General features: G+C 50.0%; 22 protein-coding genes, 1 tRNA gene and 1 pseudogene. 8 read left to right on the top strand and 16 right to left on the bottom strand.

What is annotated here, in order from left to right:
- The 4 genes and pseudogenes from RTK32_RS00985 to RTK32_RS00975 all read right to left on the bottom strand — a co-directional run.
- A pseudogene (locus RTK32_RS00985) lies at positions 1 to 2218 on the bottom strand (cyclic beta 1-2 glucan synthetase); the annotation flags it as partial.
- A 157-nt stretch (positions 2219 to 2375) separates the two neighbouring features.
- Positions 2376 to 2534, bottom strand: coding sequence for a YnfU family zinc-binding protein (locus RTK32_RS00980; RefSeq protein WP_222591975.1), 159 nt, complete (start codon positions 2532 to 2534; stop codon positions 2376 to 2378).
- Positions 2535 to 3167: 633 nt separating this feature from the next.
- Positions 3168 to 3329 (bottom strand): YnfU family zinc-binding protein, encoded by a 162-nt coding sequence (locus RTK32_RS21295; RefSeq protein WP_222591976.1) that lies wholly within the window; start codon positions 3327 to 3329, stop codon positions 3168 to 3170.
- Between the two features lie 177 nt (positions 3330 to 3506).
- Positions 3507 to 4109, bottom strand: a complete 603-nt coding sequence (locus RTK32_RS00975; RefSeq protein WP_154926761.1) for a site-specific integrase — start codon at positions 4107 to 4109, stop codon at positions 3507 to 3509.
- 872 nt (positions 4110 to 4981) lie between these two features.
- Here RTK32_RS00975 and RTK32_RS00970 point away from each other — a divergent pair.
- From RTK32_RS00970 to RTK32_RS00960, 3 genes are all read left to right on the top strand, one after another.
- On the top strand, positions 4982 to 5545 hold the full coding sequence (locus RTK32_RS00970; protein ID WP_154926763.1) for a TetR/AcrR family transcriptional regulator: 564 nt from the start codon (positions 4982 to 4984) through the stop codon (positions 5543 to 5545).
- Positions 5546 to 5667: 122 nt separating this feature from the next.
- Positions 5668 to 6432, top strand: coding sequence for a glucose 1-dehydrogenase (locus tag RTK32_RS00965; protein ID WP_154926764.1), 765 nt, complete (start codon positions 5668 to 5670; stop codon positions 6430 to 6432).
- 45 nt (positions 6433 to 6477) lie between these two features.
- Positions 6478 to 7152: an NAD-dependent epimerase/dehydratase family protein gene (locus RTK32_RS00960; protein WP_154926765.1), complete on the top strand. Its 675-nt coding sequence runs from the start codon at positions 6478 to 6480 to the stop codon at positions 7150 to 7152.
- Between the two features lie 770 nt (positions 7153 to 7922).
- Here the strand turns inward: RTK32_RS00960 and RTK32_RS00955 are convergent.
- Together RTK32_RS00955 and RTK32_RS00950 are read right to left on the bottom strand one after the other, a co-directional pair.
- A complete protein-coding gene (locus RTK32_RS00955; RefSeq protein WP_154926766.1) occupies positions 7923 to 8942 on the bottom strand; it encodes a LacI family DNA-binding transcriptional regulator in 1020 nt (339 codons plus the stop codon).
- A gap of 709 nt (positions 8943 to 9651) precedes the next feature.
- The gene (locus RTK32_RS00950) at positions 9652 to 10719 is read right to left on the bottom strand and encodes an aldo/keto reductase (protein ID WP_154926809.1); all 1068 of its coding nucleotides are present in this window, start codon (positions 10717 to 10719) and stop codon (positions 9652 to 9654) included.
- A 98-nt stretch (positions 10720 to 10817) separates the two neighbouring features.
- Here RTK32_RS00950 and RTK32_RS00945 point away from each other — a divergent pair, with 98 nt between their 5' ends.
- Both RTK32_RS00945 and RTK32_RS00940 read left to right on the top strand, forming a co-directional pair.
- Positions 10818 to 11735 (top strand): AraC family transcriptional regulator, encoded by a 918-nt coding sequence (locus RTK32_RS00945; RefSeq protein WP_154926767.1) that lies wholly within the window; start codon positions 10818 to 10820, stop codon positions 11733 to 11735.
- A 1292-nt stretch (positions 11736 to 13027) separates the two neighbouring features.
- Positions 13028 to 14965: a methyl-accepting chemotaxis protein gene (locus tag RTK32_RS00940; RefSeq protein ID WP_109653982.1), complete on the top strand. Its 1938-nt coding sequence runs from the start codon at positions 13028 to 13030 to the stop codon at positions 14963 to 14965.
- Positions 14966 to 15289: 324 nt separating this feature from the next.
- Here the strand turns inward: RTK32_RS00940 and RTK32_RS00935 are convergent, their stop codons facing one another.
- The 7 genes from RTK32_RS00935 to RTK32_RS00905 all read right to left on the bottom strand — a co-directional run bounded on the left by RTK32_RS00935 (position 15290) and on the right by RTK32_RS00905 (position 20542).
- Positions 15290 to 15811: a GNAT family N-acetyltransferase gene (locus RTK32_RS00935; RefSeq protein ID WP_033769088.1), complete on the bottom strand. Its 522-nt coding sequence runs from the start codon at positions 15809 to 15811 to the stop codon at positions 15290 to 15292.
- A gap of 516 nt (positions 15812 to 16327) precedes the next feature.
- Positions 16328 to 17032, bottom strand: coding sequence for a hypothetical protein (locus RTK32_RS00930; RefSeq protein WP_154926769.1), 705 nt, complete (start codon positions 17030 to 17032; stop codon positions 16328 to 16330).
- A gap of 22 nt (positions 17033 to 17054) precedes the next feature.
- Positions 17055 to 18149, bottom strand: coding sequence for an inovirus Gp2 family protein (locus RTK32_RS00925; RefSeq protein ID WP_262405276.1), 1095 nt, complete (start codon positions 18147 to 18149; stop codon positions 17055 to 17057).
- A 116-nt stretch (positions 18150 to 18265) separates the two neighbouring features.
- Complete coding sequence (locus tag RTK32_RS00920; protein ID WP_072008762.1) at positions 18266 to 18484, bottom strand: AlpA family transcriptional regulator; 219 nt, start codon at positions 18482 to 18484, stop codon at positions 18266 to 18268.
- A gap of 102 nt (positions 18485 to 18586) precedes the next feature.
- Positions 18587 to 19423: a hypothetical protein gene (locus tag RTK32_RS00915; RefSeq protein WP_154926771.1), complete on the bottom strand. Its 837-nt coding sequence runs from the start codon at positions 19421 to 19423 to the stop codon at positions 18587 to 18589.
- Positions 19424 to 19664: 241 nt separating this feature from the next.
- Positions 19665 to 19741: transfer RNA gene (locus RTK32_RS00910), tRNA-Ile, on the bottom strand.
- Between the two features lie 234 nt (positions 19742 to 19975).
- Positions 19976 to 20542: a histidine phosphatase family protein gene (locus RTK32_RS00905; protein WP_312041669.1), complete on the bottom strand. Its 567-nt coding sequence runs from the start codon at positions 20540 to 20542 to the stop codon at positions 19976 to 19978.
- Between the two features lie 550 nt (positions 20543 to 21092).
- Between RTK32_RS00905 and RTK32_RS00900 the strand changes: the two genes are divergently transcribed.
- From RTK32_RS00900 to RTK32_RS00890, 3 genes are read left to right on the top strand one after another with little or no spacing between them, the layout of a single operon-like run.
- Positions 21093 to 22466 carry an MFS transporter gene (locus RTK32_RS00900; RefSeq protein ID WP_312041668.1) on the top strand — a complete coding sequence of 458 codons (1374 nt, stop codon included), beginning with the start codon at positions 21093 to 21095 and terminating at the stop codon, positions 22464 to 22466.
- Positions 22467 to 22514: 48 nt separating this feature from the next.
- Positions 22515 to 23546 (top strand): LacI family DNA-binding transcriptional regulator, encoded by a 1032-nt coding sequence (locus RTK32_RS00895; RefSeq protein WP_312041667.1) that lies wholly within the window; start codon positions 22515 to 22517, stop codon positions 23544 to 23546.
- A complete protein-coding gene (locus tag RTK32_RS00890) occupies positions 23546 to 24523 on the top strand; it encodes a nucleoside hydrolase (protein WP_312041666.1) in 978 nt (325 codons plus the stop codon). Before RTK32_RS00895 ends, RTK32_RS00890 begins: the two co-directional genes overlap by 1 nt.
- Before the next feature lie 6 nt (positions 24524 to 24529).
- On the opposite strand, the gene RTK32_RS00885 is transcribed toward RTK32_RS00890, so the two are convergent.
- From RTK32_RS00885 to RTK32_RS00875, 3 genes are all read right to left on the bottom strand, one after another.
- Positions 24530 to 24913: a hypothetical protein gene (locus tag RTK32_RS00885; protein ID WP_312041665.1), complete on the bottom strand. Its 384-nt coding sequence runs from the start codon at positions 24911 to 24913 to the stop codon at positions 24530 to 24532.
- A 102-nt stretch (positions 24914 to 25015) separates the two neighbouring features.
- Positions 25016 to 26425: a PepSY domain-containing protein gene (locus tag RTK32_RS00880; RefSeq protein ID WP_312041664.1), complete on the bottom strand. Its 1410-nt coding sequence runs from the start codon at positions 26423 to 26425 to the stop codon at positions 25016 to 25018.
- Positions 26426 to 26498: 73 nt separating this feature from the next.
- The coding region (locus RTK32_RS00875; RefSeq protein WP_312041663.1) for a DUF2946 domain-containing protein at positions 26499 to 26868 on the bottom strand (370 nt) is incomplete at its 5' end.

Here is a 26868-nt window from a genome sequence, read left to right as displayed (position 1 = left end):
CGGGGCAGGTATTGTTGGTGGCCTGCGCAAAGATATCGACATCATAGATGCCTTTCCCAACGAAGGACCCTTCTTCAAATAGATCCTGATAGATATCTGAAGACATCATCGAATAAGGGTTATTACCCGGTACGCTGCTACGCATAGCTGCATAGCGACCCTGACCTTCACGGGGCATCTCTTCTGCCAGTCCCGGTTGTAAAATACCGTAACCTTTAACAACCCTCTGACGGACAGGATCATACTCTGGCTTGTTCAGCGGATGCGCCATCGTAGCCACCAATTTATGCGCAGTATCACGTGGCAGAAGGGTGTCACTATCCAGTGTGATGACATACTTTATAAGGCCAGGTAAACGGTTTGCGGGCATGCCTGCAACGCTGGAAAATTGTGTGTCAGGATGGCGTAACCAGCTGTTCAGCAACGCCAGCTTGCCCCGTTTGCGTTCATAACCCATCCAGATATCCTGGGAAGCGTTCCATTCAGGCGATCGGTGAAGCAGATAAAAACGCTGACGGCAACATGGGTAGCGCCGGTTGAGTGTTTGTATGTCTGACATCGCCTGGCTTAACAGCGCGCATTGTTCTTTTGTATTCTTAGTTGTTGAGTCAGCGAAATCAGTAACAAGCGCGAAGCAGAGACTATCATCCTGATTGCCAAGCCAGCACACTTCAAGACTGGTGAGGAGCTTGCCAAAACTTTCGCTGCTCGTCAGCATGCAAGGGATGGCCACCAGGGTCGCAGAAGCAACCGGGATCCCGTTGGAAAAATCCATTGCTGGCAGCGGCCGGGGAACGCGAAACCGGGTCGTCGCCTCACTCAGCATATCGCTTACCAGCTGACTCACCGCAATAATCAGGGGCAATGCCAGTAGTATCAACCACAAGGCCATTCCCTGATTCGCGGTTCTGAATAGAATTGCGGCCGTCGCCGCCGTGGTCAAAAGGCTCATGCTCCCCAGCCAGGATAGCAGGGGGAATTTGTTGAAATTGTGCCGCAAACGTTTAAGGCCAGAAGTATTTACTGAAAGGCGACGCTCCAGCTGATGTCGCCCTTCGCCCATCAGATAATAACCAATATGGAATTGTGGCAGGCCGGGTTCTGATTGATCCGACAGCGCCAGTATGCGATTTGCCACTTCCGGCTCACTGAATTGGCTCCCCCTGGCCAAAATCTCAATCACATGGCGATAATGATCGCGGGTATCAAAATGCATGGAGGGGTAAATACCTGCAGGATCTCGGCGTAAAGTCTGCTCCACGACACTAATGTTCTCGGCTAAGTCGGCCCAGTTGGTTTCATTGATCAAGCGTAAACCGGCAATACTGTTGCTGACAGAAAGTTGGCTGGCCGCAAGCTGCTGGTTAAAGCGATGTATCAGCGCCTGGGTAGTAAGGCTTTGTTCGGCAAGCCGATGTTCAATCCAGCTAAGAGGTAGCGCCAGCGCAATGCCATGTCCGTGCAACCGACGAACCATTTCAGCGACAAAGGCACTGCTCAATGGTGGGCGTGCACGCGCCATGTCGGCAATGACCATGATTAAGTCGGCTGGCGCTTTTTCCGCGCATTCGGTCATGCGTGTAATCCACATATCAGCAAGACTGCGTTCCTGCTGAGCCTGAACAACTTCGATGCTCACCCGGCGGAGGTTTTCAATAAGTGCAAGGCGCAGCATGCCGGGTAAAGCCCAGACTTCGCCCAACGTCAACGGAGTCACCTGCTGGTAGGCGTTAATGTAGCTGGTCAGGCTGGCGATATCCCAGCGCCCGTCACCATGCACAATGGCCTCCGTAGCAATATCATAGATACGCGGACAAAGTTGCGGCGAGATGAGGGAGGGAAGACCCTTACCAAAGCTGGGCGGCAAATGCTGACGGACGTTACGAATTTGCTCCTCAATCAGGTAATAATTGTCCAGCAACCACTCCCCTGCAGGCATAATCCCCGACTTTTTACCCTCGTTAAGCGTGTAACAGTTTTGGGTAATGACGGCTTCGTTATCTCCCAGCCGTTTGAGCAGGTAGTACGGCAATTTTTCCGGGGACAATTTGTGGGTATGCGCCAGTTTCTGGCCATAGCGCTCAAGCTGAGGCGTTGAGAACAAATCGGGATGCGGACTGTTTTCAAGCCTTATGTCACTGGACGTAATCGCAGCACATTCGGGTGCTTTTGCCAGGAGATGGGAGGAGCGAAACCATGCCATGGGATTTATTTTCATAGAGTTACTCTAGTGCGACGTTAACGCGCAAGAGCAGTTGAAAAATCAGTTCAGAAACGTTCTCTCAGGATGTGCATAAGGCATCAGGGATTTATCAGCTGCTGGCCCAGGTATTCACTGCAGGATATCTAAGATCGTTAGTCACCCAAGTCAGGCGCTATTGTGGTGAGACAAAAAGGGCTTTACACCCGGGACAAAGCATTGCCTGTTTCAGGCGCACTTTTGAGGCTGGCTGGTCTGAACGTAAACCACAGGCAGGACAGACGACCCTAGACGTACCACTCATGAGCTTCCTTGCGTAACTGAGAAGAGACATGGTGATTAACCCTTCAAGGAATGAGTCCCATACTAACATCAATGCTTAAATTTTAGTCGATTTGTTTTATTTTATTGTTACTGGCCTGACCGTGACCTGATAGAGAACACTGAAGTTTTCCGCTGGCTTAAGCCTGCAATTAACACCAGCTGGTGTCAGGAACGCGCTAATCGGACACAAACTGGCAAAATAGCTCAGGGATGAAAAGCAGCGTTTGCCAGGATGAATATGGCAGCATTGAGAATATTTGCATAGTAAACATCAGCAACTTTAAACGAAGCTGGTCAGACGCGATGCTTTTGCATGATGAATATATTCCTTGCACTGGCGAGGGTTAATGCGATCATTTTTAAACTTAAGCGGCATAACAAATCAGATTAAATAAATATTTAAAACTTTTTTCTAAAAGATGGTGTGGGTAAGCAGATGCCCGGCATGCGTTGAAACGTCACAATCGCCTCAGGGTTGGCGCTCCGGTCGCCAGCCTTAAAAGAAATCAGGTTTACTCTGGAGGGCCTTCTGCCCCCATCTTTCTGGCCTCTATAGTTAAAAAAAGCCGCCGCCGGGCGGCTTACTAATAGAGCTTGAGAGTATCAGCCATTCACTTAATTTTGTATGACTGTTATGTACTAATCAGTCAGGCTTTACAAATATCGACTTGCAGTGTGGGCAGAGCAAAGTTCGTTTTTTACCTATTTTTTTTATCGATTGTTGTGACTCTTTTTCGCATATCGGACAGATAGATGCAGAGGTTATTTCGGTAATTTGGTCCATGATTCGATTGAAGAAGGACATTATGTTTAGCCTTAGAAATGAATAAAACCTACTCTACCATTGCTGGTTTTTTTTGTATTACCAATAAGCGTTTATGGTCTTAATAAATATTTTAACTGGACGGATTTACAGGTTGGTAAACAGTAATATGAGAAACGTCTGCTTCTGGGACAGGGCTGCTGTTGCAGCCCTCAAAAATTAAACTTCAATAGACTCAGATATCTCCAAGGCATCATCCACTTCAATACCGAGATAACGGACTGTACTTTCGAGTTTTTTGTGACCTAACAGTAGCTGGATCACTCGAAGATTCTTCGTTTTTTTATAGATCAGATATGGCTTGGTTCTTCGCATAGAATGCGTACTGTACAGAGTCTCGTCGAGACCTAGCTTATCAATCCATCCATGAAAAATACGGTTATATTGCCTGGTTGAGATATGTCGTGAAGAACCGACGCGGGACTGGAATAGATAGTCGCTACTACGTAGATGAGCCATTTTAATCCACGCGGCTACAGCCTCTCTGGTTCCCTTAGTCAGTTCAAACTGAACGGGGCTTCCTGTTTTTTGCTGCAGCACTGTCGCTCTGCCCGAAACAGAGTGCCCATACGCCACATCAGAAACTTTTAGCTTAACCAGATCACAGCCCCGAAGTTTACTGTCCAGAGCCATGTTAAACAGAGCTAAATCGCGTACTTTTCCTTCCAGCTCAAGTCTGATACGGATTCCCCAGATATGAGAGATCTGAAGAGGCCGTTTCTGGCCAATAAGACGGCCCTTGTTACATGGGAATGTTGTCATGCTCAATCTCCTTTGGGTTAAGAGATGTGATTATGGTCGTCCAATATGAGCGAAAAGCAGATGTTGACAGAACCTTTCCTATGCTGGCGTTTTATGTTTTCCTTCGCTTAACCATCTGAACGAGTACTCCGCTATGAAAATCTACTGGACCTACAAAAGTATCCCCGAACTTGAAGAGTTATCTAGGCGGGAGCGTGGAAGGCGTTGGCGGAGCGCGTATAAATCGGCTTTCCGGCACTGGCAGACCTGGGGTGGTCTCGTTCTCTGCGGAGTCCTAGCTGGCGCGGGTGCGCACTTTGGCGGCATAATCGGCGCCGTAATATCAGGTGGGGTGGGCGGATTTATTTACAGTCACATCGTGACACTCGTTGTCCTGAAACATTATCGTCACCGGCTAAAGGACGAAGCCAACTAATCTTTGAAGCGTTTAAGGCTGCCAGACTCAGCAAGTTACACATGACGGGTCTTCGTTCATGCGTCTCAGTGTATGCCTCGTGGTAGCAAATAATCGTCATCCCGCTGCGCCACACGGGTCCCCCACAGCGATGAGGGCAAAAGGTCTGCGGCACGCCAATAACGCTGGCACTGCTCAGTCGCAGTGATTTTACGGTTGCTGAAGCGCGCAGTGATGTTGAAACGTGCACACCCCCTCTTTCCGCTGACCGTGAGAAATCCTGGTTGTCAAAGCGGGCGCCTTATTGCGCTAACCGCATACAGGCAATCACGCGACTGGCATAAAGCAGGCCTGCAACTGCGTAGTCCGCTATGAGCGACGAGCGGACAGAGTTTTAACAGGGGTATGGATTAAATTCGTAGTTGATTTTTTAAATTAAATATATATGATTGACTAATCACTCATCTAAGGTTCCATCATGGCACGTCCCCTTGACGAAACAAAACGCAGAGCAATTCTCGACGCCGCATTACGCATCATCTCCGGGGAGGGACTTAGCGCAACTACGGCTCAGATAGCACGTGAAGCAGGTGTTTCAGCAGGGTCTTTGTTCACTTATTTTCCCGATAAAAACACGCTGTTAAACCAGCTCTATCTGACCATCAAAACAGAAGTGGCTGCTGCACTGATGCAGGATTTTCCACTTCAGGCAAACATAAGAGACAGGGCTTTCCATGTCTGGTCTGCCTATATTGGCTGGGCATGTCGTTGCCCGCAGGAGCGTGCGACACTCCAGCAACTGACGGTTTCACGTGTGGTTACTGCGGACGTGCGTGAGCAATCTGCTATGCTTTTTGAAGCAACTAATGTCATGCTCAGAGAGCTGAGTTCAGCGGGTATTTGTGATGATGTTGATTTTGTCACAACAGTCCTTGCGTCTCTTGCAGAGGCAACGGCTGACTTTGCTATGCGTAGCCCTGAACAATCGAATAAGTTTATCGAAAAAGGCTTTGAGATGTTTTACAGGGCAACAGGCATTTAGCTTGCCTTTTTAAACTTTAAATGACTGACCAGTTAATCATTTAATGGTTTCTTTATCGGCCCTGAGTGTTAACAACAACTGAGCGCTTCGCTCATCAAACTGCCATTATCAGGAGAAGTGTAATGACTAATCAGGTAGCTCTAATCACCGGTGGCGCAAGCGGCATTGGTAAAGCAACGGCTCTTAAACTCGCAGCGAAGGGGATTACTGTCGTTATAAGTGGCCGGAATGCTGAGCGAGGCCGCGAGGCTGTTGCGGCGATTCAGGCTGTTGCAGCAAACGAGGCTGTGGTGAGATTTATCCAGACCGATGTGACCAGTGAGAACGAGGTTAAGTCCTTAATCGGGCATGTCGTTCAGGAATTTGGACGCCTGGATATGGCCGTTAACAATGCAGGGATATCTGTCGAGACGACGACTATCCCGCAATCTGAAAGTACAAAATTCAGTGCAATGATCGATACTAACGTTCTGGGACTTTATTACTGCATGAAGTATGAACTTCAGCAGATGGTAAAACAGGGGCATGGCTCAATAGTTAATCTTGCTTCCATTGCCGGTCTGAATGGCATGCCGTGGGCCGGGACTTATGCTGCCACCAAACATGCCGTTGCAGGGCTGACAAAATCTGCTGCACTTGACCATGCCACTCAGAGTATCCGCATAAACGGTGTGGCACCGGGAGCCACCAAAACAGATATCATTGCCGCTCAGCTGGATGGTAATGATGAAAATTATAATGAAGACGTTATCAGCGCCATGCATCCGATGAATCGCCTCGGCAAACCAGAAGAGATCGCAAATGGGATTGCCTGGTTACTTTCAGACGAGGCAAGCTTTGTTACGGGCCATATTCTGAATATCGACGGTGGCTTTCAGGCGAAGTAATTCCGACAGAGGGCCGGGGAACCCCGGCCAGTCAGGAGTCAGGAAGTGAACATTTTGATTTATGGCGCGTCCGGAATGGTTGGTCAGGGTGTATTACGTGAGTGTCTGCAGGCTGAGGATGTTGAATCAGTCACCATTGCAGGGCGCTCAGTATCACCCTATCAGCACCCAAAGCTCAGGCAGATTGTTATGTCAGATATTGCCGAAGCATGGGGCGATAGCTCATCACAATTTGATGCCTGTTTTTTTTGCCTTGGCGTGAGCGCATCAGGTATGACAGAGGACCAGTACAGTAAGATAACCTTTGATTTAACACTGAATATTGCCAGAAGACTGGCTGAGTCAAACCGGAAAATGACATTTATATATGTCTCAGGAGCTGGCACAGATAGTACTGGAAAAGGGAGGGTGATGTGGGCCAGGGTAAAAGGAAAAACGGAAAATGCTCTGCTGGCACTGGGTTTTGATTCAGCCTTAATGTTTCGCCCTGCTGTCATCCAGCCTCTTAACGGTATTGAATCTAAAACATCCAGCTATCGCCTGTTTTACCGGCTTGCAGCCCCCTTTTTTCCTGTCCTCAGATTTATATTCCTCCGGTCAATTTTAACTACCGGTGAGATGGGCAATGCTATGCTGAACGCCGTCCGGTATGGTTCCAGCAAAAATATTCTTGAAATGGCTGATATAAGTTTATTGGCAAAAAAGCGGCACCACGAATGACTTCAGGATATTCATACTGACTGGCACTGGTCCGTAACTGGCACATAACGAACTGACGTCTGGCCGGGGTCCGCTATGAGCGAAAAGCGGCCGTCAAATGTACGATGACAGTGTAGTTTTGCCAAAATAGACATAACATACCTATCGCACATGCAGGCGACAGGCAAAAAACCGCCATCTGAGTGGGTCAACTGCGGAAGCAGCCGGGGAGAAAAGGTTATGCATCCCGGAAAATCCGGCGTTCAGCGAACGCTGTCACCTGTAAGCCTTGCTAAAAAAAAGCGAACGGCACAAACCATGTGCTGCCGATCACGTAACGCCGAGAGAAGAATAAAAAAACCGCCGTGCAGGCGGTTCAAAGAGGTATTCAGTGGCTTTTGCTCTTATCGTGGCCGGTCGGAGCAGCCGCCGTTTGAGCTTAATGATAAAAGGCATCGGCAAGATAGCAAGCGTATCTCGGGCCGCGTTCCGGACGGATCCCACGGTATCTGCAGGATAAATAACCCGCTTTAGGCAAAAAAAAACCGCAGGGGGCCGAAGACGTGCAGTGGCTGAAAACTCCTGAATCCCTGGCCTGGTGTTGGCTTGCCGCTTATCTTGAATCTACTATGTGTAGTATCGATAGTAGCTTAGAAAACTACAACATATTGTATCTGCGACAGCTCGTTGCGGTCCGACATTCAGAGTTATAGGGGTTTTACCAACCAGCGGAAGATTAAGAGTACTAATGAGGGGGCCATTATTCTGAATCAATCGTAACCAATTTTATATCACCTATAATTTTCAGGAGTGTACAGCATAAAATCAACCTTTCCTGACTTATATTCATCAGGCTGCTCACCCATTTCAAGATAATGTAGCGCCAGTGTTATTGCCAGCTGAGCATGCCTCAACGTATTTTGATCTATGGTCAATGTCAGTACTCGTTGTTCGAGTAATTGCCGTGTTGTATTGTAAAGTTCATGAGTGACGTAAACTACTTTACCTCTAAGATTATAATCATTCAAAATCTCACTAACCTGAGTGTTACCCATGCCTGTATTATAAATTCCGACAATATCTTTATCAGATGCAAGTGTTCTGTTTAATAAAAGACTGATAAGCTCCCGTTCATCCTGACTGTAAATAGGTTCGCGCACATTGATTTTAGGATAAAATTTCTGCATTACTGAAATAAAACCATCGACACGCTGACGATGGACTGCGTATTGCGTACGGCCGCTAATTATCACCACGTCCCCATGTGATGGTAGCATACCACCAAGTACAAAGCCTGATGTACGGCCTGCGCTATATTGATCAATTCCTACGTGGCACAATCTATCAGATCCTGGTAAATCTGCCACAAGGGTTATTACCGGGACACCGCGAGATTTACACAGGGTCAGCATTTCATAAATAAGTGGGCTCTCATGTGCAAATATAATCAAAGCGTCCATTTTTTTACTGCTGGCTTCAATGTGTTTTGCCATTTTTTCCGGAGAAGCTTCAGAGAATAAAGTTTTATGAAGTGTTATTCTGCGATAGCCTAAGTTATCAGCCAGCATGGAAAAATCTTTAGCAAGCTGTTCGAAAAAAAAAGATTTATTACTGCTCAACAGGACCTCAAGCTGCCAGGAGGGTCTATGCTTTTCCGGCAGAATACGCTTAAGTCCCGCATCACGGGCGGCCTTGAGTATTAGATTCTCCATGGCCGGCGATACTCCACCCCGATCATTAAGCACCCGATCAACTGTTGCAACACCTACACCTATTTTCTTTGCAAACTCAGCAATAGTTAATTTTTTCATATTTTATCGTATTTACTTTAACAGGTTTCGTCACTATCAAACTATAGTAAGTAATCTATAACACTGCCAGCGTTACAATCTTAACTTCAATTTATATTCTTTTCACATAAAAGACAAATAAATTTCGCTTAAAATTAAGAGTAACACTCCAACAAAACTCTACTTTAAGAAATACATAAAACTTACTCGCATAAAAATTAACTTGAACTTATAGAACTTTTTCAAAAGCAATGCTGCGAGACATCGCATTCCTTACGAACAAATCAGCCTACTCTAAGTTTGACCAAAATGGCATTTAATTTTTAACAGAATCATATCATTAAAAAATGAGTAGAATTATTTGCCACAATAAATAATGGCAATATTTAAAGTATTATTCACTCTGGATTTTTGACGCGATTTAAATATAGACCCTTTTTTCATGCAACAAATAGATGCATATGAAAAACATTAATATTCAGCCTTACCATGTCAATCAGCTTTTATATTAGATTATACTTAATAATAGTTTGATAGGATAAAATTTTACTCTCTACGAAAGTTTTCAGCCGGCGTAAGGAACTAACAGCATGAGTGAGTTAAATTGAAGATGTTAACAGCAATAGATGCTAACCATAATGTTCACTGCCTGAGTCAGCAGAGCCCGTCAGGAACCCGGACTCAGCAAAGTTATTAAAAGCTTAGTTATTTTTATAGCTCTGAGCCCGTGTTAAACAGGGGATTCACCTAATATCCAGTTAGGCCCGGTATCAGGAAAGCCTGCCGGATAGCGGCTCGCGGCATTATATGACTGAATCCATCCGGGATAACGTGTACCCGGATGACTGACCTTGTCCAGCATTTCTTTTTCCTCCTCGCTGAGATTAACAGACAGCGCGCTAAGGTTATCTCTGAGCTGATGCACATTGCGCACACCCGCTATGACGCTCGTCACCTGCTTAGAAGACAGCAGCCAGGCTATTGCGATGCTGGCAGGAGTAGTGCGGTGTTTTTCAGAAATTGTTTTGAGAACATCCACGATGTCCCATGCCAGGCTTTTATCAACGGGTGGAAATTCAATTTTTGCGCGTCTTGCAGAGGCCTCATGACTACCACTGCGGTCAAATTTGCCTGAAAGCAGGCCTCCTGCAAGAGGGCTCCAGCATAACAGTCCGGTTTGGCTATCCTTAATTGCCGCAAGGAGTTCATGTTCAATGTCGCGGCAGGCCAGTGAATAAAAAGACTGTACGCTGGCAAATTTCTCCAGCTTATGTTCACCTGAAATACCCAAAGCTTTGGCAATCTGCCAGCCGGCATAATTCGAACAGCCTATATAGCGAACCTTGCCCTGACGCACCATGTCGTCCAGTGTCCGCAGAACCTCTTCAATCGGTGTTACGGTATCAAAATTGTGGACCTGATAAAGGTCAATGTGATCGGTCTTAAGCCTTTTAAGGCTGGCTTCCAGCGCCTGCATAAGGTGATAGCGCGACTGCCCTGCATCGTTTGCGCCCGCATTCATTCTGCTGTGCGCTTTTGTTGCAAGAAAAACCTGACTGCGTCGCTGTGCCAGCACTTCGCCCAGCACGCTTTCAGAGCCCCCCATACCGTAGATATCCGCGGTATCAATAAAATTGATGCCGGCGTCCAGCGCCTCACCAACGATAATGTCCGCCTCTTTGCCCGTCAGGCGGCCGATGGCATTACCGGCGGCATTATCCGCCCCGCCAAATGTCATCGTCCCGAGACAAATGCGTGAAACATAAATCCCAGTTTTACCCAGTTCTGCGTATTTCATTTTGTTTTCTCCGTTAAGCTTCAAATGATAATGACGCAGACAAACGCTTTCTTTTATTATAGAAATCCCTTTTTTATTATTCATTCGTCCAGGAAGTTATGGATCCGTTGTCTGATATTCTTTCACTTCTGAAGGCAGAGGCCATCCTTACGGCCCGTATGGAAGCACGTGGCCCCTGGGCAATGCGGTTTCCCTCTTATAAACACATTAAGTTCGGCACTGTGCTTGAGGGGAATTTCTGGCTTTGGATGGACGGAATGCAGCCTCTGCTGCTTGAAAAAGGGGACTTCTATCTTCTGACTTCGGGTGACGCTTACTGCTGTGGCTCAAGTCCGGCATTGATGGTAAGTGACGGACGGCAGATATTCTCTTCTCACCGTGAAGCGGATGGTGTGGTCCGCTACGGACAGGGAGAACTTATCAGTGAGGGGATTGGGGGGAGATTCGTATTTGAGGAGGCTTCCAGCCCGCTGCTTTTAAAACATCTGCCTCAGGTGCTGGTTTCACGACGAGAGGAAAGTTCTTCTCCTGCACTCACCGCCCTTATCACTTTGCTTTCGCATGAAACATCAGCGCTTCGTCCCGGACACGACATTGTGGCCAGTAGCATGGCAATACTTGTTCTGGTGCAGATGCTGAGGGAATACTTAGAGATTAATCAGAAAGGGACATCCTGGCTGAATGCCCTCGGTGACAGGAAAATAGGACCCGCACTGACACTGATACATTCTTCTCCATCTGCAGACTGGACGCTGGCAAGTCTGTCTGCAAAATCGGCTATGTCCCGCAGTGCGTTCGCCAGTAGGTTTCACAAGCTTACCGGTTCAACGCCCGGGAATTATCTGACGTCATGGCGAATGGAGCTGGCATGCGCTGAACTCAGGAAACATCACTTGAGTATTACTGAAATAGCCAGATTAACCGGATATAAATCTGTTCCCTCTTTTTCTCTGGCCTTCAAACGTCATACCGGAAGAACGCCAGGAGGCTATCGTAATCTGCATAAGAACTGTTAACAGGCCACTCCGATAATTGTCTTTTTAATGCATATGCATAATTATCAAAAATTTATCGCAGTATTCAAATATACAATGTCCGCTTCTGGCACTAAGCGTACAGGCTGACTGAGCTGATGGTCCGCTTTGAGCGAAGAGCGGACATTTACTGATGAGAACTAAATATTAGATATAAAGTCCCGAGCACGAATCCCGGAACCTGCAGCAGGCCTGCTGAACCTCTGCGTTTCCCTGCAAAATCGTGATACAGTATGCGGCGGATTTTCTTATCGCGAATTTCACTGCCTTACTTTCCTTCCCGGCTCCGCTGGCCAGGTTTCGGGATTTTTTTCAGCCATCCGGGATGTTTGCCCCGGATGGCTGCCCCGGAACGCACCTTCTGTATCACGACCACGCCCCTGCGCTTCAGGCACCAGATAGCGGACGCCGGCAGCGGCGCGCCCGTTTTCAGGGCAAAAAAAACCGCCCAGAAGGCGGTACAAAGAGGAATACTGTGACTCTTGCTTTTATCGCGGTCAGCCGGAGCCGCCGGCCGGTCTTAATCATAGAAAAGATCGCCACGACAACAAGCGTAAGCGGGGAAAAACGCGATCTTATACCGGGGCACCTCTGCCGGCACGGCTGAGCCAGAGGCCTGACTCGCCGGGATTCTGCCCGTAAAAACCCGCCATCTTTAGCGGGCTGAACAATCAACTCTCGTTCACAGGTTACGGCAAACGTGCCGGCTCCAGCAGGGAAGCGACACCCCTTCAGCATGGAAGAAAAATACAGTTTCGCAAGCAGGTATACTCCGTAGACGGCAAAAAAATGGCTCCTCCAGGACAGGAGGAGCCAGAAGCAAATCAGATACGAAAATAATCAGTTTATGTCTCCCTTCGTGAGGCACACTATGATTATCGGCACACACCGCCAGGACATTAGGCAGCCTGTGTTTTTTCTACTTACCTGCCAGGCATCACATGCTTAGCACAACAGTGCTTATTTGCATTATTGGTCTGTCAGCAGAGCAGTAATGTCCGCTTCTGGCACAAAGTGGACATGAATCATGTATAAAATTCGTTAAGAGAGAAGTTGATATTAACCATCTTTCCTACCTCTTATGAGGTAATTGCTAACATCAGTATTTTCTAATTACTCGGTAACAGGTTAGACCTTGTTGCGATTCAATCTAAATATTCTCTTTCTTACGCCTGCTATAAAGTTAATGAATAGTTAACCGATAATGATGATTAAGATGCTTTTAATCTGCATTATTTTTGTTCTTATAAAAATTAATTCAGCAGGATGTAAAAATGAGTAATATTCTTAACAATATTAATCTTACCGCTAAGTTTGCAATTCTGGGCTTGTTTTGCCTTGTTCTTTTTTCAGTTCCTACCGTGCTTTTTGTGTCAGAAGGTAATAAATATATTCAGGACAAGCAGAAAGAAGTAACAGGAGTGCCTGCTGAAAACAAAATCCTTGCCCTGTTGAATCTGATACAGCGCCATCGCGCTGAAACAGCCCTCGCTATTGCGCAAAAAAATCCTGCCACCTCATCGCGTCTAAGTGTTAGAGATGACATTGTTACTATCACCGATGCCATCAAGAAAGAGATGGCGCAGACAGAAGGCAGTGCGGGTTTAATCGAAAAAATCAATGGGGTGCGTGCACAGTGGGACGCGCTGCAGCAGGACATTGATGCTTTGAAACTGGATCAAACGACCAGCCTTGACGCACATGCGCAACTCATCCGCAAACTTCTTAACACAAACCGCGACGTGCTGGATTTTTACGGTTTGTCGCTTGATTCAGATATCAGTACGTACCGCCTGATTACCAGCAATTTCTCATCATTGCCTGAGCTTACCGAAAGTCTGGGTAAAATTCGTGCGTTCGGGACTTCACTGCTTGCCAGGAAAGAAGCTGTTAATGAGGCTGACTCTGTCCGTATGGAATCATTAATCAGCACGGGTGCCTATAATCTGGATATGTTTGCTCAGGACTCAGAGAAGCTTTTTTCGTCTGATACAGGGCTGAAGCAGAAATTCAGTGCCGATGCAGACGCGGCCGTACAGGAAGCCAAAAATGCCCTGAAAACTGCAGGGGCGTTATTTATTAGCCGCAGTATGACGAATCAGAATCCTCAGGACTATGCCGCAATTTTTACCAGCGCGATTAACAGATTCAGCACCTACGCGATTGCGGGCGGTAATGAACTGAATGACATGCTGAACCAGCAGATTACGGACCACCGGAATGCACAGTATGGTTTGCTGAGCGTTCTTCTCTTTATGGTCCTGCTTTCTGTCTTTTTCGCATTGATCATTATCCGTTCTGTTACACGACCTATCGGTGCCGCGTCAAAGCTTGCGCTTGAAGTAGCAGAAGGCGATCTGACAGCATCTTTTTCCGTGACAGGACGCAATGAAACAGCCGGTCTGCTTAAGGCATTACTGCAGATGAGTCAGCGCCTGACGGTGACGGTAGAAAACATTAAATCTAATGCCGTCACCATTGCCACCTCATCTGAGGAGATTGCCCGCGGTAACGGCGATCTTTCTGCGAGGACGGAAGAACAGGCTGCATCACTGGCTGAAACAGCCGCCAGTATGGAACAGCTCTCTTCGATCATCGGCAACAATGCTGAAAACACCCGCCATGCTGCAGAAATGGCCAGCTCGGCTACCAGCGCGGCATTGCGTGGCGGTCAGGCAATGGAATCAGTGCTGGGTTCCATGGAGAAAATCAGCAGCAGTGCAGGGCAGATTAAGGAAATCATTTCTGTCATTGATGGGATTGCGTTTCAGACGAATATTCTCGCGTTAAACGCGGCTGTTGAAGCTGCCCGGGCCGGCGAGCACGGTAAAGGCTTTGCCGTTGTTGCGGCGGAAGTCAGGTCGCTGGCACAGCGCTCGGCTGGCGCGGCGAAAGAAATTAAAGGACTGATCGAAAAGTCTGTGGAAAATGCTGAGCAGGGCATTTCGATGGCCCGGGATGCAGGTGAAAAAGTGAAGGAGAGTATGGATGCGATTGAACAGACAGCACAGCTGGTGAGAGAAATTTCATCTTCTTCAGAAGAGCAAAGTGCAGGCGTATCGCAGATAAATATTGCCGTTACTCAGATGGATCAGGTCACACAGCAGAATGCCGTGCTCGTTGAAGAGTCAGCATCGTCTGCTGATGAACTTGCAAGTCGAGCCGCTAATCTGAGGGACGCTGTTAGCGTGTTCCGCACAAACGCTGGTTAAAATTTCCGTTAAGTGCTTCTTTTATATGTCTGTAAACGGCGTGCTGTCGGCGCATTTCTGAGGTCTGTCATCTCAGTAACAGTATCTCATAAGCCATCCTACGGGATGGCTTAATTCCTTCCTTACGTAACTTTGGCACAAAGCGGACATACGTGCTGCAAGGTCCGCTTTGAGCGAGGAGCGGACATTCCGTTTGCAACAGGCGTCAAGAGCGCATCGGAATGAAAGGGCCAATCAGATTCTTACCAATCAGAAGCGACGAAGATCTTTAATGGCTAATTCCTCAAATGACCTGCTAAAAAATTGTATTTATGGGTTGATTACTTACTGGCGTATAAGCATGCGTACCTGCTTGCCGCGATAGTTAACATAACCTTGAAACTGGAAACCAAAACGCTCAGCCAGATAATTTGAACGTTTATTTTCTTCGTCAATGATACAACATACTGGGGATGAAAATGTCTGGTCGGCCCATAGTAAAACTGCGGCCAGTGCTTCAGACGCATAACCTTTGCCACGAACCTCAGGAACCAACGTCCATCCAGCTTCAGGGTATTTTAACTCAGGTGTGATATCACGATGAGCATCCTGGAAACCAAACGAACCAGCATAACGACCTGTTGTTTTCTCAAACACTGCCCAATAGCCATACCCTAACGCATGCCAGTGCCCGATATAACGTAATAAGCGGGTCCAAACCATTTCTGCTGTTGGATTTTCACCGCCATTGATTTTAGCCATTTCAGGAGTGCTCCAGCACGCCATAAGCGTTGGAAACTCATCGAGCGTAAATTGTTTTAAAATCAGTCGTTCTGTTTCAAGTCGAGGCGCTTGCTGAACAGTCATCACTTCTCCTAGTTTTAGCATACTTGATGCGGCTGTTTTACCACCATGCACGTTTCTTCTTTCACGGGCAATGAAACTTTACCAGGGTCCGCTTCTGGCACATAGCGGACTTGTAACAAGGTAGACTTTCTGAGAGCGCATAGTGGAGATTTGCAAGGAATCACTGGCATCATAAAGTTTTAATCAACGTGAAGCTGCCCAGTGATCTTCGTCTCGGATTTTTCAAATATCAACAGCTTACTGCCTTATGCAGACGCACAGTCACGTGCAAAGCCGGGCATTTCATCATCAAGCGCCTGCAGTGCTAACTGCCGCTGACTTCCAGTGCTGTTCACTAAGTTAAAACACAAGATGTGTGTCTTTTTCACACCATTCAAGACATGCTTGTTTTATATAAAAAGGCTGATGTAAGGGTTTTCAAATTCTGATCATTGCGTTGTTTACCGTTTGACGATTTTGATCATTATCCAGTGATCAGAATTCATGATCGTATTCTTCAGCGATTGCCTTGAACAATCACATCCAGGGTTTAATCAACATTGGGTCAAAAAGCCCGATGGGAAAGTTAAACAGATACTGGCGGGCCGTAGTAACGTTCAAACCGTAAAAATCCGCATATTCTCTGACGTTACAATGCCTCAGCCATGCATCACTGTAGTAGTTATCAAAATGCTGACCCCAAATATTACTCATTGGCTGTCGCGACAACTGACGATGCGCTGTACGTTGAGGAAGCTGATGCTCAGAAATGTATTCCTGAACCGTAAGCCGCTGCTGGTGGAACTGCCGACGATGATAAACCCAGAACAGCACACGAATTGCCGCGCCACCGCATTTATGCAAATGGTCATACATCACACGTTGAGGGAGCTCATGCGCTTGTGCATATTGCTGCTGCGTTATGCCATTTAATATTGCTTCACGACGATAATTTTGTTTATGGTAAGCCCACTGGATGCGCCACGTATCGCTCCAGAAGTTGTAGTCCTTGTAATGCACGTCGTACTCAATGGCAGGCAGTAGGAAACGCTCAAACAACTCATCAAGCGTTGCAGGCAGAGCATGCAGATGCTGCTTTCTTTGCAGCCGCTGTTTATCAGTCAGCGGCGCAATTTCATAACCGGTTAGCCAGTCTATTCCGCCTGCATAAGTCTTCATCTTACGATTAAGAGAGTAGGGCATCGCAATTTTTGCATTGTACTCCTCCTTTATCTTTTCCATCTTTACCAGTCTTCATAGGTGCTTATAGCCAGCGTGCTAAAAGCCACGGATTAATTAAATTAGCCGGGTAGTTACACAAATAGCGGCTTGCAGTAGACGGATTTAGGTAATACCAGCGGCAATACTGTGAAACGCTGATATTGCATGGCCAGTAATAGCGGTAGTAGCGCTCAAAATGACGGTGCCAGTGAGGGCTGAGTTGAGCGCATGCCAGAATGCTATTACCGTCACGCAGGCGGCCCCTGATTTTACTAAAACGCTGTAGCGCTCGTCTGAGCGCCTTCATTGGCAGTAAGGCAGCATCATCCAATCGTTGGCTATCTTTCATAGGCAGTGTCGCAGGCTTACCAGCAGAAGGCTCTGCGGGAGTGAAAAGCGAATCCAGCTTTCCTGGAAGAGGGCAATGCGCTTGTGCCCGATCAAAATGGGCAATCTGAGTACGTAATTGCGCAGTTTTAGTGTGTTTGGCATTTTTTAAAAACGGGTAATGCCGAGTGCCGGAACGCGCAATGTCTTTAGCAATTCCTTCTTTAGAGTGTTGCTTAGCAAAGTAACTCACCCGCAGTAACAATGCGGTCATGGCCTCAGTGTCATTCTTTCGAATTAAATAGTAACCATGCTTTGGAAACCAGACCGTTCCGCCCGTTGCTATTTTCCAGCAACTCTCCACCAGCTTGTTAATTTTAAGAGGATGACGCACGCAGTTACCATCAACCATCAACAGGTAATGATAATGCTGTGCTGGTGCCTGATTCTGTTCTCTGACCCAAAACACTCGGGCAAAGCTTTTGGGATACTCCTTCCTTAGAGCAGGAACCAATAGCTGATGAAAGCGGGTAATAACACGGTTATCAGGCGTGTACTGAGGCAGATGAAAATCATAACGGATTGCCAGAAAGCGAGAGCAACTGACATAGGTTCTATCAACTGCCTTGAACAAAGAATTCATGATCTTCACATCCTGCTGACACTCTTCAGGCATGACTGGCCAGAGAACATCGTCATACAGAAACTCGCCTTTAGTCCGGATATCCGGATAAACCGTACTGCGCGCAATATTATTAATTACCGGTTCCTGATGGGCTGAATCCATACTTCCATTTTTGATGTTTATCATAGGGTTACGGCTGTATCAGAATCACGGATTGATAACGATTTGATGCGCTGGTTGTTTCATATGGTTGCATCAGCAGATAAAAAGAAAGGCTGGAAATTCCAGCCCTGCTTAGAGGTTTAGCAGCAGTTATCGAGCCACTGTTCATATTGCGTGACTGTCCAGCCCATAGTTCTGCCTGCACGCTTTTTTGGCGCAGGAAATTCACCGCTGATTACCCAGCGATAAAGGGTGGTTCGGCTGCAATTCAGGAGGTCAAGCATCTCACAAATACGGATCAGACGTTGAGGGCCCGGAAGGTGGCTGATAGTCGTTGATAAAGAATTGATGTGTTTCATGTTTAATCTCTCGGTAGCGAATCAATATGAAACGTATCTTAAAAACCGAGAGGGTTTATGTCGTGGATACCTTAGAAAGATACCTTGGTGACCTTTGTTATCCTACTGATTAAGAAGATTTAATTTTCTTGTTTTTTGCATCTGTCTCTTTTCAACCCGCAACTGATGAAGATCAGTCACGTCGCGTTCAAGCAGGCTAATCGCTTCCCGAAGAATTTTCAGGCATTGCTCTTCACTCATTGGAAAACACCCTTCCGCTGGCCAGAATAGCGGGATTTTATTTTCGACCAACCTCAAAAGCTCCGGTGCTTTTGGCAGTAAATCCTTTGCAGAGGTGAGTCTGTTTTTGTCGTACAAACTGGCTATAACAGCGATGAAAAACTCTTCCCGTTTAGCTGCATAAGTTTCGGCTTTCTCTATAGGGGCAGCCAGACGTTTTTCCAGCGCCTCAATTTTTTCTTTAAGTGACAGATTTTCAGCTTTCAAGTCCAAGGTATCTTGTTCAAACATCGGTGCTTCTGGCCTTGCAGTATCAAGCGGAACTCCAAGCGCGTCAGAAATTTCTGTCCGCAGAAAACCACAATCAGCCAGCTTATCAGTATTCATGACATCATCACTTACCGCCCGCAGTGCCGCCTCGGCATCAGGATAATAGTCAGGAGCACCTATGTTTGGCGCGCCATGTTTATCCAAGAGCTGGTATGGGGCAACGGGTGGAGTGTCATACCAGCTTTCATATCTGAACCAATACAGCGAAGGCTGATGCTCTGAACGTCGATACTTTTTCAGCACTAAAAGGCACAGGGCGTTGTAGCTCTGATCTGGATAACGCTGTTTGATCTGTTCAAAAAGAGTTTTAACACTGATAAAGCGTTCTGTATCTGACCGGCGCGCGAGCTGTTCATTGCGCAATTGCTGAATGGAATCGTCGAAACTCATGGCTAGTTTTTGTCCTGCAATCCTGGAATGGTTCAGATAAGGCTGTCTTAATGATTGAATCCGGATGGCTGTCAGGCTTTTCGAAAAAGGAAATCAGGTTTCTGGCAACTGTCCAGCCAGACATTTAAACCCACACTACTTACGTCACCCAGCCATTCTCTTACGTCACCCACTACATCACCTGATTCGCACCCAAAGAAAAAGGAGTCAGACGATTTCTCATCTAACTCCTTGTTTTATTTGGTGGCCCCTGCTGGGCTTGAACCAGCGACCAAGCGATTATGAGTCGCGTGCTCTAACCAACTGAGCTAAGGGGCCTGTGGCGCAGGATTATAAAGTAACTTGCGGATGCAATCCAGCGGTCCCCCACTGTTTGTCTGTTTTTTAGGCATCAGGTTAAATTCAGGAAATGTTTGAATAACAAACTATTATCCTGCATGGACATCTGGCTGCCGTGCAGCATGCACTGGCCAGGATTGTTTTTGGTCCATTAACCTGACTAATCTGTGCCTCGACCTTCTCCGGTAAAGCGCCAATCCTCTGAAACTGAGGCTAGTCACCGGCCTGAATAAAAGGAGGATGGTAAATAGCAGTGCTCCAGTAACGGCTACTGGCATGCTTCTCGGCCAGCCAGCCCTGCTTACGCAGCTGCCGGGCGATCAGTTTATTCATAATACCGTGTCCGGCCAGCAGGACGTTGCCCTGTGCCGATAACGCAATTAGCCTGTCAGCAGCCCGCTGCGCTCGCTGTTCCGCCTGTTGGTAAGACTCCACCGTGCCGGCATAGCCGCCCAGCCACATCAGGCGCAGGATCATAAGCCAGAAGGCGGGGGGGAGATGAGGAGAGGGCAGCCGTATTACAGGCAGTGAAACCTCACTGAATAGCGGATCGATAGCAGCCGCTTCCAGCCCCAGCTTCTCCAGCGAAGAGCGTGCGCGGGGCAGCGGGCTGGTCACAATATATTCCGCCGTAGCGGCTACCTCACGGCATCTGTCTGGCGGCATATCCCCCACCCGCGACATATCGTAGGCCTCGCACCAGGCTTCCATAGCCAGCGCGGGCAAACGACCGCTTTGAGCATAATCGGGCTTACCGTGGCGCATCAGAATAATAGTCATGGTTTTCCTCAAAAGGTTACGCCAGAAACGACCAAACCCTGAAAAGTACAGGCCTGTCGATCCTCAACCTGTCATCAGGCTGTCATTCTTCACCGATAGAGTACAGCCGCTTATCGCTGCGTAAAAAACTTCTTAAGTAAACGCTGTGCATGATTTTTGGCAAAACGGCGGCCAGGTAAAATATAACGTAAATTAACTTTATGATTTAAAAGAAATTATATTATCTCTTTGCCTGATGAATGTGAAGTGTAGCTAATTTGTTTTGCTCGGTATCTTGATTTATCTACGCGCGTAGATACAATGGTGGCGCGTTGAAAATTCACGGTGGCGAGACTTGTCTGTCCAGTGAAGGTCAAATTTACTTTACGTTTTAAACGACTGACACCTTAAGTCAGCGGACGGAAAGTAAACAAAACGAAGTCCAACACCAGGGAACCCGTTACTGACCTTTCATTATGGCTCAGCAAAAGCATGTCTTGACTGGCGGATTACCCACGTAGCAGGTAGCCAGGGAAGGCGATTCAACCCTCCTCACATCAGGGAATTTTTCATGTTGACACAAAGCACCCGGCAGGACGCTGTTTCCGCAGCGGATGCTAGCCTCACCACAGCAGAAGGGCGTAAGGATTTCTGGCGGGCGACGTTCTCCTGCTGGCTCGGCACGGCAATGGAATATGCGGACTTTGCGCTTTACGGGCTGGCGGCCGGCATTATTTTCGGCGACGTATTTTTCCCCAATGCCACTCCGGCAACCGCTCTGCTGTCAAGCTTTGCCACCTGGTCGGTAGGCTTTATTGCCCGTCCCATCGGCGCGCTGTTTTTTGGCTGGCTGGGCGATCGCAAGGGCCGCAAGATCGTCATGGTCACCACCATCATTTTGATGGGCCTCTCTACCACCCTGATTGGACTGATCCCCGGCTACGCCACCATTGGCTTTTGGGCGCCGGTCTGTCTGGTCATTTTACGCTTTACTCAGGGGCTTGGTGCCGGTGCGGAACTCTCCGGCGGCACGGTGATGCTGGGAGAATACGCGCCAGCCAAAAAGCGCGGTCTGGTCTCCTCGATTATTGCGTTGGGATCAAACAGCGGCACGCTAATCGCTTCCCTGGTCTGGTTGGCGGTGGTGCAGATGGATCAGGAACAGTTACAGGCGTGGGGCTGGCGAGTGCCTTTTCTGTGCAGCTCGCTGATTGCGCTGCTGGCGCTGTGGATCCGACGCAACCTGAAAGAAACGCCGGTATTTGAACGTAAAAATGCGGAGATGCAGGCGGCCCGTGAAGGGCAATCCCCGTATCAGCCGGAAGTCGCTCGCCGTTTTTGGCCGCGCAGCCGTGCCTTCCTGGTGATGCTTGGCCTGCGAATCGGCGAAAACGGCCCATCCTATCTGGCACAGGGCTTTATGATTGGCTACGTGGTGAAGGTATTGGCGGTGGATAAATCCGTCGCGACCTCGGCGGTATTTATTGCCTCGCTGCTGGGCTTTCTAATTATCCCTCTTGCGGGGTGGCTCTCTGACCGGTTCGGTCGCCGTATTACCTACCGCTGGTTTTGCCTGCTGCTGATGCTCTACGCTTTTCCGGCTTTTATGCTGCTCGACTCCCGCGAACCGGCTGTTGTGATGGCGGTGATTGTCACCGGTATGGGGCTGGCCTCGCTGGGTATTTATGGCGTACAGGCGGCATGGGGCGTGGAGCTGTTTGGCGTGAAACACCGCTACACTAAAATGGCGACCGCTAAAGAGTTGGGTTCTATTCTTTCTGGCGGTACCGCGCCGCTGGTCGCCGCGGCGCTGTTATCCTGGACCGGCCACTGGTGGGCGATCGCCACCTATTTTGCCGTGATGGCGGCTATCGGTTTTCTGACCACCTTTGTAGCGCCAGAAACCCGGGGACGCGATCTTAACGCGCCGGAAGATGCCATCTGATACAACGCGGGCGGACTCTGCCGACCCGTCAGGAAAAGAGGTGCCACATTGGCGAGACAACATTCTACCAGGGCAACGCGTGCCGATGTAGCCCGAGAGGCCGGTACCTCTGTTGCCGTGGTCAGCTATGTCATCAATAACGGGCCGAGGCCGGTGGCAGAAGCGACCCGGCTTCGCGTGCTGGAGGCGGTGCAGAAAACCGGCTATCGCCCCAACAGTCTGGCCAGAGCACTGGCGCTGGGCACCACCAAAACCTACGGTCTTGTGGTGCCGGATATCGGCAACGCATTTATCGCTTCTTTCGCGCACGCGCTGCAGCAGGAAGCGCTAAGTAACGGCATGGTGATGCTGCTGGGCGACGCGGGTAACAGCCGTCAGCGCGAGCTGGAGCTAATCAATAACCTGCTCAGCCAGCAGGTTGATGGCCTGTTTTACAACAGTGTCGATCGTCATCCCTATATCGATATTATTCAGGCCAGCGGCACGCCGTTGGTGATGCTCGATCGCGTCGATCCCGCGCTGAATGTGAATATTTTGCGCGTGGACGAAGGCGAGGCGGCCCATCAGGTGACCACACATTTACTCAGCCACGGCTACCGGCAGGTTGGCGTTATCAGCGGGCCGCCAGAAATGTATAACGCTCAGGATCGTCTGGCAGGGTGGCGGCAGGCACTGGCCGATTTTGGCGTACCAGAGCGGCCCGAATGGATTTTTCCTGCGGCCTACACGCGCGAGGGCGGTTACCTGGCCACAAAAAAAATGTTGCGCGGCGACACGCTTCCCGAGGCGCTGTTCACTTCTAACGAGCTGCAGGCTATCGGCTGCGTGCGGGCGCTGGCAGAACACCAGCTCCGCGTGCCGCAGGATATTGCCCTGGTCTGTTTTAACGGGACGGAACAGTCTGCTTTTCATGTGCCTTCGTTGACCACGGTACGCCAGCCGGTAAACGCGATGGCAAAAAAAGCGCTGGCAATGCTGGCCGCGCCGCAAAGCAAGGTGCAGCTAAGCGAATTTTCACATCAGCTGCAAATTGGCGAGTCCTGCGGCTGTGGCCTTATTTGCGCGGTGGTGCAGGATTAATGAAAAGAGTGATTATCGACTGCGATCCGGGTAACGGCGTGACTGGCGCGAACGTGGATGATGGCCTGGCGCTGGCTTTGGCGATCGGGTCGCCGGCCATCTCGCTGGAAATGATCACCACCGTCGCGGGGAATACGCCGAGCCAGACCGGGTTTAACGTGGTCAAAGCGTTGCTGGCGAAGCTTGAGCTGGACGTGCCTGTATATAAAGGTGCCGACAGGGCGCTGGTGGAGCCGCCGGAGCCGTGGCGCGACGCGCTGGATAACCGCGTCTGGCGTTCGCAACTGGCCCATCTCTGGCAGGATGTTCGTCCGCCCCTGGCCTCTCAGGCACCCGATGAAGCGGCTGCCGACGCGATGGGCCGCCTGATTTGCGCCAACCCTGGCAAAATCACCCTGGTGGCGCTTGGGCCGCTGACCAATGTTGCGCTGGCGCTGGAGCGTTATCCGCAAATGGCGGAGGCCGTACAGGAGATCGCCATCATGGGCGGCGTATTTGCGCTGGACGACTTTGTCAAAGACACTAATTTTGGTCTGGATCCCGAAGCGGCGCGGCGAGTGTTGACCTGTGGTGCCTGCATTACGCTGGTGCCGATGGACGTGACCACACGCACAATGTTCACGCATGCCGATCTGCGGCGGATTGAAGCGCTTGATACGCCGCTGGCGGGATTCATTGCCGAAACGCTGCGGCCCTGGCTCGACTATTCCATGCAAACCCGCAAGCTGCCGGGCTGCTGGATCCACGACGTGCTGGTGGTGGCATGGCTACTCGATCAGCGTGTCGCCACGGCGGTGGACTATTATGTCGACGTGGAGCTGCGACCAGGAATGACGCGCGGCAAATCCTGGCGTTATCGTCTGCCGCTGCGGGTCGATACGGCGGTGGGTGAGCTGACCGGCGGGCTGGCGCACGTGCTGCAAACGGTGGATAACACCCGGCTGCTGGCGATGCTGGAGCAGGCGCTGAGAGGATAGCGGCATTCAGGCGACGCTCTGATGCGGTAGGAAACGGCTGAAGAAACCCGGCAACGCTTTGATACGGCAGGCAACGGCTGGAGAAACCGCGCGACGCTCTGATGCGGCAGGAAACCAGCGGGAGAAATCGGGCAACGCTTTGATGCGGCAGGAACCGGCTGAAGAAACCGCGTGATGCTCTGATGCGGCAGGAAACCAGCGGGAGAAACCGCGCAACGCTCTGATGCGGCAGGAATCGGCTGAAGAAACCGCGTGATGCTCTGATGTGGCAGGAACCAACTGGAGAAACCGCGCGACGCTCTGATGCGGCAGGGAAACGGCTGGAGAAACCGGGCAACGCTTTGATATGGAAGGAACCGGCTGAAGAAACCAGACAACGCTCTGATGCATCAGGAAACCGACTAAAGAAACCGGGCGGTATCTCTGATGCAGCAGGAGGTCGGCTGTACAGCCGTGAAGCTGTACAGCCGTGTCCATAATAAATGATGCAGGCTAGCCTTGCGCCCGCTGCCAACGTAGCGCGTCAATCAGCAGCAGCACCAGCAGGCTGATCCCCATTACCGGCAGGCTGACCGCCAGCGTCACGGTGCAGACCAGCAGCAAAAAGCGCGCGCTAAGACCCAGCTGCCGCCAGTGATATACCAGCGTTTCTGCCGGATGGCTGCCCTGGGCCGCCGGCCGCCGCAGCCACCACAGACGATAGCCAAGCACTATCAGCACGCAGAGGCCCAGCCCAAAGGCTGCCAGCAGCAGCTGGTTTGCCAGACCAAACAGCACGCCCATATGGGCATCCACGCCCCATCGGGTCAGTTTTGCCAGCAGGCCGTACTGCGCGAAAGTCACTTTGTCGGTAACGCGAAAAGTGGCGGGATCCACCGCTACGGTGTCCACTTTTGTAGGCCAGCGGCGGTCGATCTCGCTGACGATCCAGGCTTTATTCGCTTTAGTGGTCGGCCGTATTTCAATTTTTCCTGCCTGGATCCCGGCAGCGCTTGCGGCCTGCACCACGCCATCAAACTGCGTCGGTTTTATCGCCACAGCCGCGGCTTTCGGCATGGTCATGCCTGCCATATTGTGCCGGGGTGACGGAGCCATATGATGTCCGGCGTGCTCGTCCATCGGGCTGGGATTATCGGGCAGGAGCGAGGTATTGACGGCAGGCGTCATCCAACCGAAGTGGGCACGCAGGGCGGAAATATTATCGCCTGCCCAGCGTGACCAGGTGAGGCCGGTCGCCGAAAAGAAAAGCAGGCCGAGCAGCAGCACCAGTCCCAGGCTGCTGTGCCAGTAGCGCTGACGCAGTATCTGCCAGCCTCGCCCGTTGGTGCGGCGCGGTGAACGGCTGGTGGCCCAGAGCAGCAGGCCACCCAGCGCGGCGACCCACAGCCAGCTGGCGGCCAGTTCACTGTAATTTCTGCCGACATCGCCCAGCAGCATATTACGGTGCAAAGAGTCCAGCCAGGTACGCAGTGGCAGCACGCCGCTGGTACCGTAAACCGGTAACACTCCGCGGACTTCCAGCGTGGCGGGATCGACAAAAACGGCCGTGCTTTCAGAAGGCCCGGAGGTAGGCGTAGTGAACATCACGCGTGTGGTTTGGCCTGCCTCGGGCGCGGGACGCACCGCACTGACCGGCAGGCCGGCACCGACAAAATTCTGCGCCACGCGCACCTGATCGGCAAGCGGTCTGGCCGCCTCGGTATTATCGGTAAACAGCTGATGCGCATAGAGCGTATTTTCCAGCTGCGGCGTCAGGACGTAAATCGTGCCGGTGAGGGCGGCGACAAAAATAAAAGGGGCGATAAACAACCCGATATAAAAATGCAGGCGACGCAGCAGCGGCAGCAGCGCGCCCCGGGTTGTGGTGGCGCGCAAAGGCTGCGCCAGACTTTTTTCTGACATAAGAATTCCATCCGCCTGAATCCAGGCATAAGCAGGTGACTGTCGCTAAAGCGACGCTCTTTTATGGAAAGGCTTAGTAGCGCGGTGGCGCGCGGGGATGGAAAAAATGGGGAACAAAGCGGGCGACGACAGGCCTTGCCAGCGGCAGCGCGGGCAACCGGGCCGCCTGCAACGATGACCAAAGCGACGGTAGCCGGGTAAGAGCCAGCGGCAGATGAGCCAGCAGCACACAATAGCCGCAGGCGTTGTCATCCATCATGGAGAGGGGACGATGATGTACGCCGTCGGAGGGACGATTATCTGCACCCGTCGTCGTCCTGTCGCCTGACATACCGGTACGCTGGCGTGCCTCCATGCTGGCATGGTTCGCCATATCGGTATGCTGGCGTGCCTCTATACTGGCATGGTCTGCCATATCGGTATGCTGGTGTGCCTCCATACTG

This window comes from Erwinia sp. (assembly GCF_031978025.1).
Lineage (GTDB): Bacteria > Pseudomonadota > Gammaproteobacteria > Enterobacterales > Enterobacteriaceae > Erwinia.
Note: the sequence above shows the minus strand (reverse complement) of the source record. Positions and strands in the feature narration are given on the sequence as shown.

Excerpts from the sequence above, each read along its gene's own strand:
- RTK32_RS00980 (WP_222591975.1), bottom strand. The coding sequence starts at position 2,534 with ATGTCTCTTCTCAGTTACGCAAGGAAGCTCATGAGTGGTACGTCTAGG.
- RTK32_RS21295 (WP_222591976.1), bottom strand. The coding sequence starts at position 3,329 with ATGTCCTTCTTCAATCGAATCATGGACCAAATTACCGAAATAACCTCT.
- RTK32_RS00975 (WP_154926761.1), bottom strand. The coding sequence starts at position 4,109 with ATGACAACATTCCCATGTAACAAGGGCCGTCTTATTGGCCAGAAACGG.
- RTK32_RS00970 (WP_154926763.1), top strand. The coding sequence starts at position 4,982 with ATGGCACGTCCCCTTGACGAAACAAAACGCAGAGCAATTCTCGACGCC.
- RTK32_RS00965 (WP_154926764.1), top strand. The coding sequence starts at position 5,668 with ATGACTAATCAGGTAGCTCTAATCACCGGTGGCGCAAGCGGCATTGGT.
- RTK32_RS00955 (WP_154926766.1), bottom strand. The coding sequence starts at position 8,942 with ATGAAAAAATTAACTATTGCTGAGTTTGCAAAGAAAATAGGTGTAGGT.
- RTK32_RS00950 (WP_154926809.1), bottom strand. The coding sequence starts at position 10,719 with ATGAAATACGCAGAACTGGGTAAAACTGGGATTTATGTTTCACGCATT.
- RTK32_RS00945 (WP_154926767.1), top strand. The coding sequence starts at position 10,818 with ATGGATCCGTTGTCTGATATTCTTTCACTTCTGAAGGCAGAGGCCATC.
- RTK32_RS00940 (WP_109653982.1), top strand. The coding sequence starts at position 13,028 with ATGAGTAATATTCTTAACAATATTAATCTTACCGCTAAGTTTGCAATT.
- RTK32_RS00935 (WP_033769088.1), bottom strand. The coding sequence starts at position 15,811 with ATGACTGTTCAGCAAGCGCCTCGACTTGAAACAGAACGACTGATTTTA.
- RTK32_RS00930 (WP_154926769.1), bottom strand. The coding sequence starts at position 17,032 with ATGGAAAAGATAAAGGAGGAGTACAATGCAAAAATTGCGATGCCCTAC.
- RTK32_RS00925 (WP_262405276.1), bottom strand. The coding sequence starts at position 18,149 with ATGATAAACATCAAAAATGGAAGTATGGATTCAGCCCATCAGGAACCG.
- RTK32_RS00920 (WP_072008762.1), bottom strand. The coding sequence starts at position 18,484 with ATGAAACACATCAATTCTTTATCAACGACTATCAGCCACCTTCCGGGC.
- RTK32_RS00915 (WP_154926771.1), bottom strand. The coding sequence starts at position 19,423 with ATGAGTTTCGACGATTCCATTCAGCAATTGCGCAATGAACAGCTCGCG.
- RTK32_RS00905 (WP_312041669.1), bottom strand. The coding sequence starts at position 20,542 with ATGACTATTATTCTGATGCGCCACGGTAAGCCCGATTATGCTCAAAGC.
- RTK32_RS00900 (WP_312041668.1), top strand. The coding sequence starts at position 21,093 with ATGTTGACACAAAGCACCCGGCAGGACGCTGTTTCCGCAGCGGATGCT.
- RTK32_RS00890 (WP_312041666.1), top strand. The coding sequence starts at position 23,546 with ATGAAAAGAGTGATTATCGACTGCGATCCGGGTAACGGCGTGACTGGC.
- RTK32_RS00885 (WP_312041665.1), bottom strand. The coding sequence starts at position 24,913 with ATGCATCAGAGCGTTGTCTGGTTTCTTCAGCCGGTTCCTTCCATATCA.
- RTK32_RS00880 (WP_312041664.1), bottom strand. The coding sequence starts at position 26,425 with ATGTCAGAAAAAAGTCTGGCGCAGCCTTTGCGCGCCACCACAACCCGG.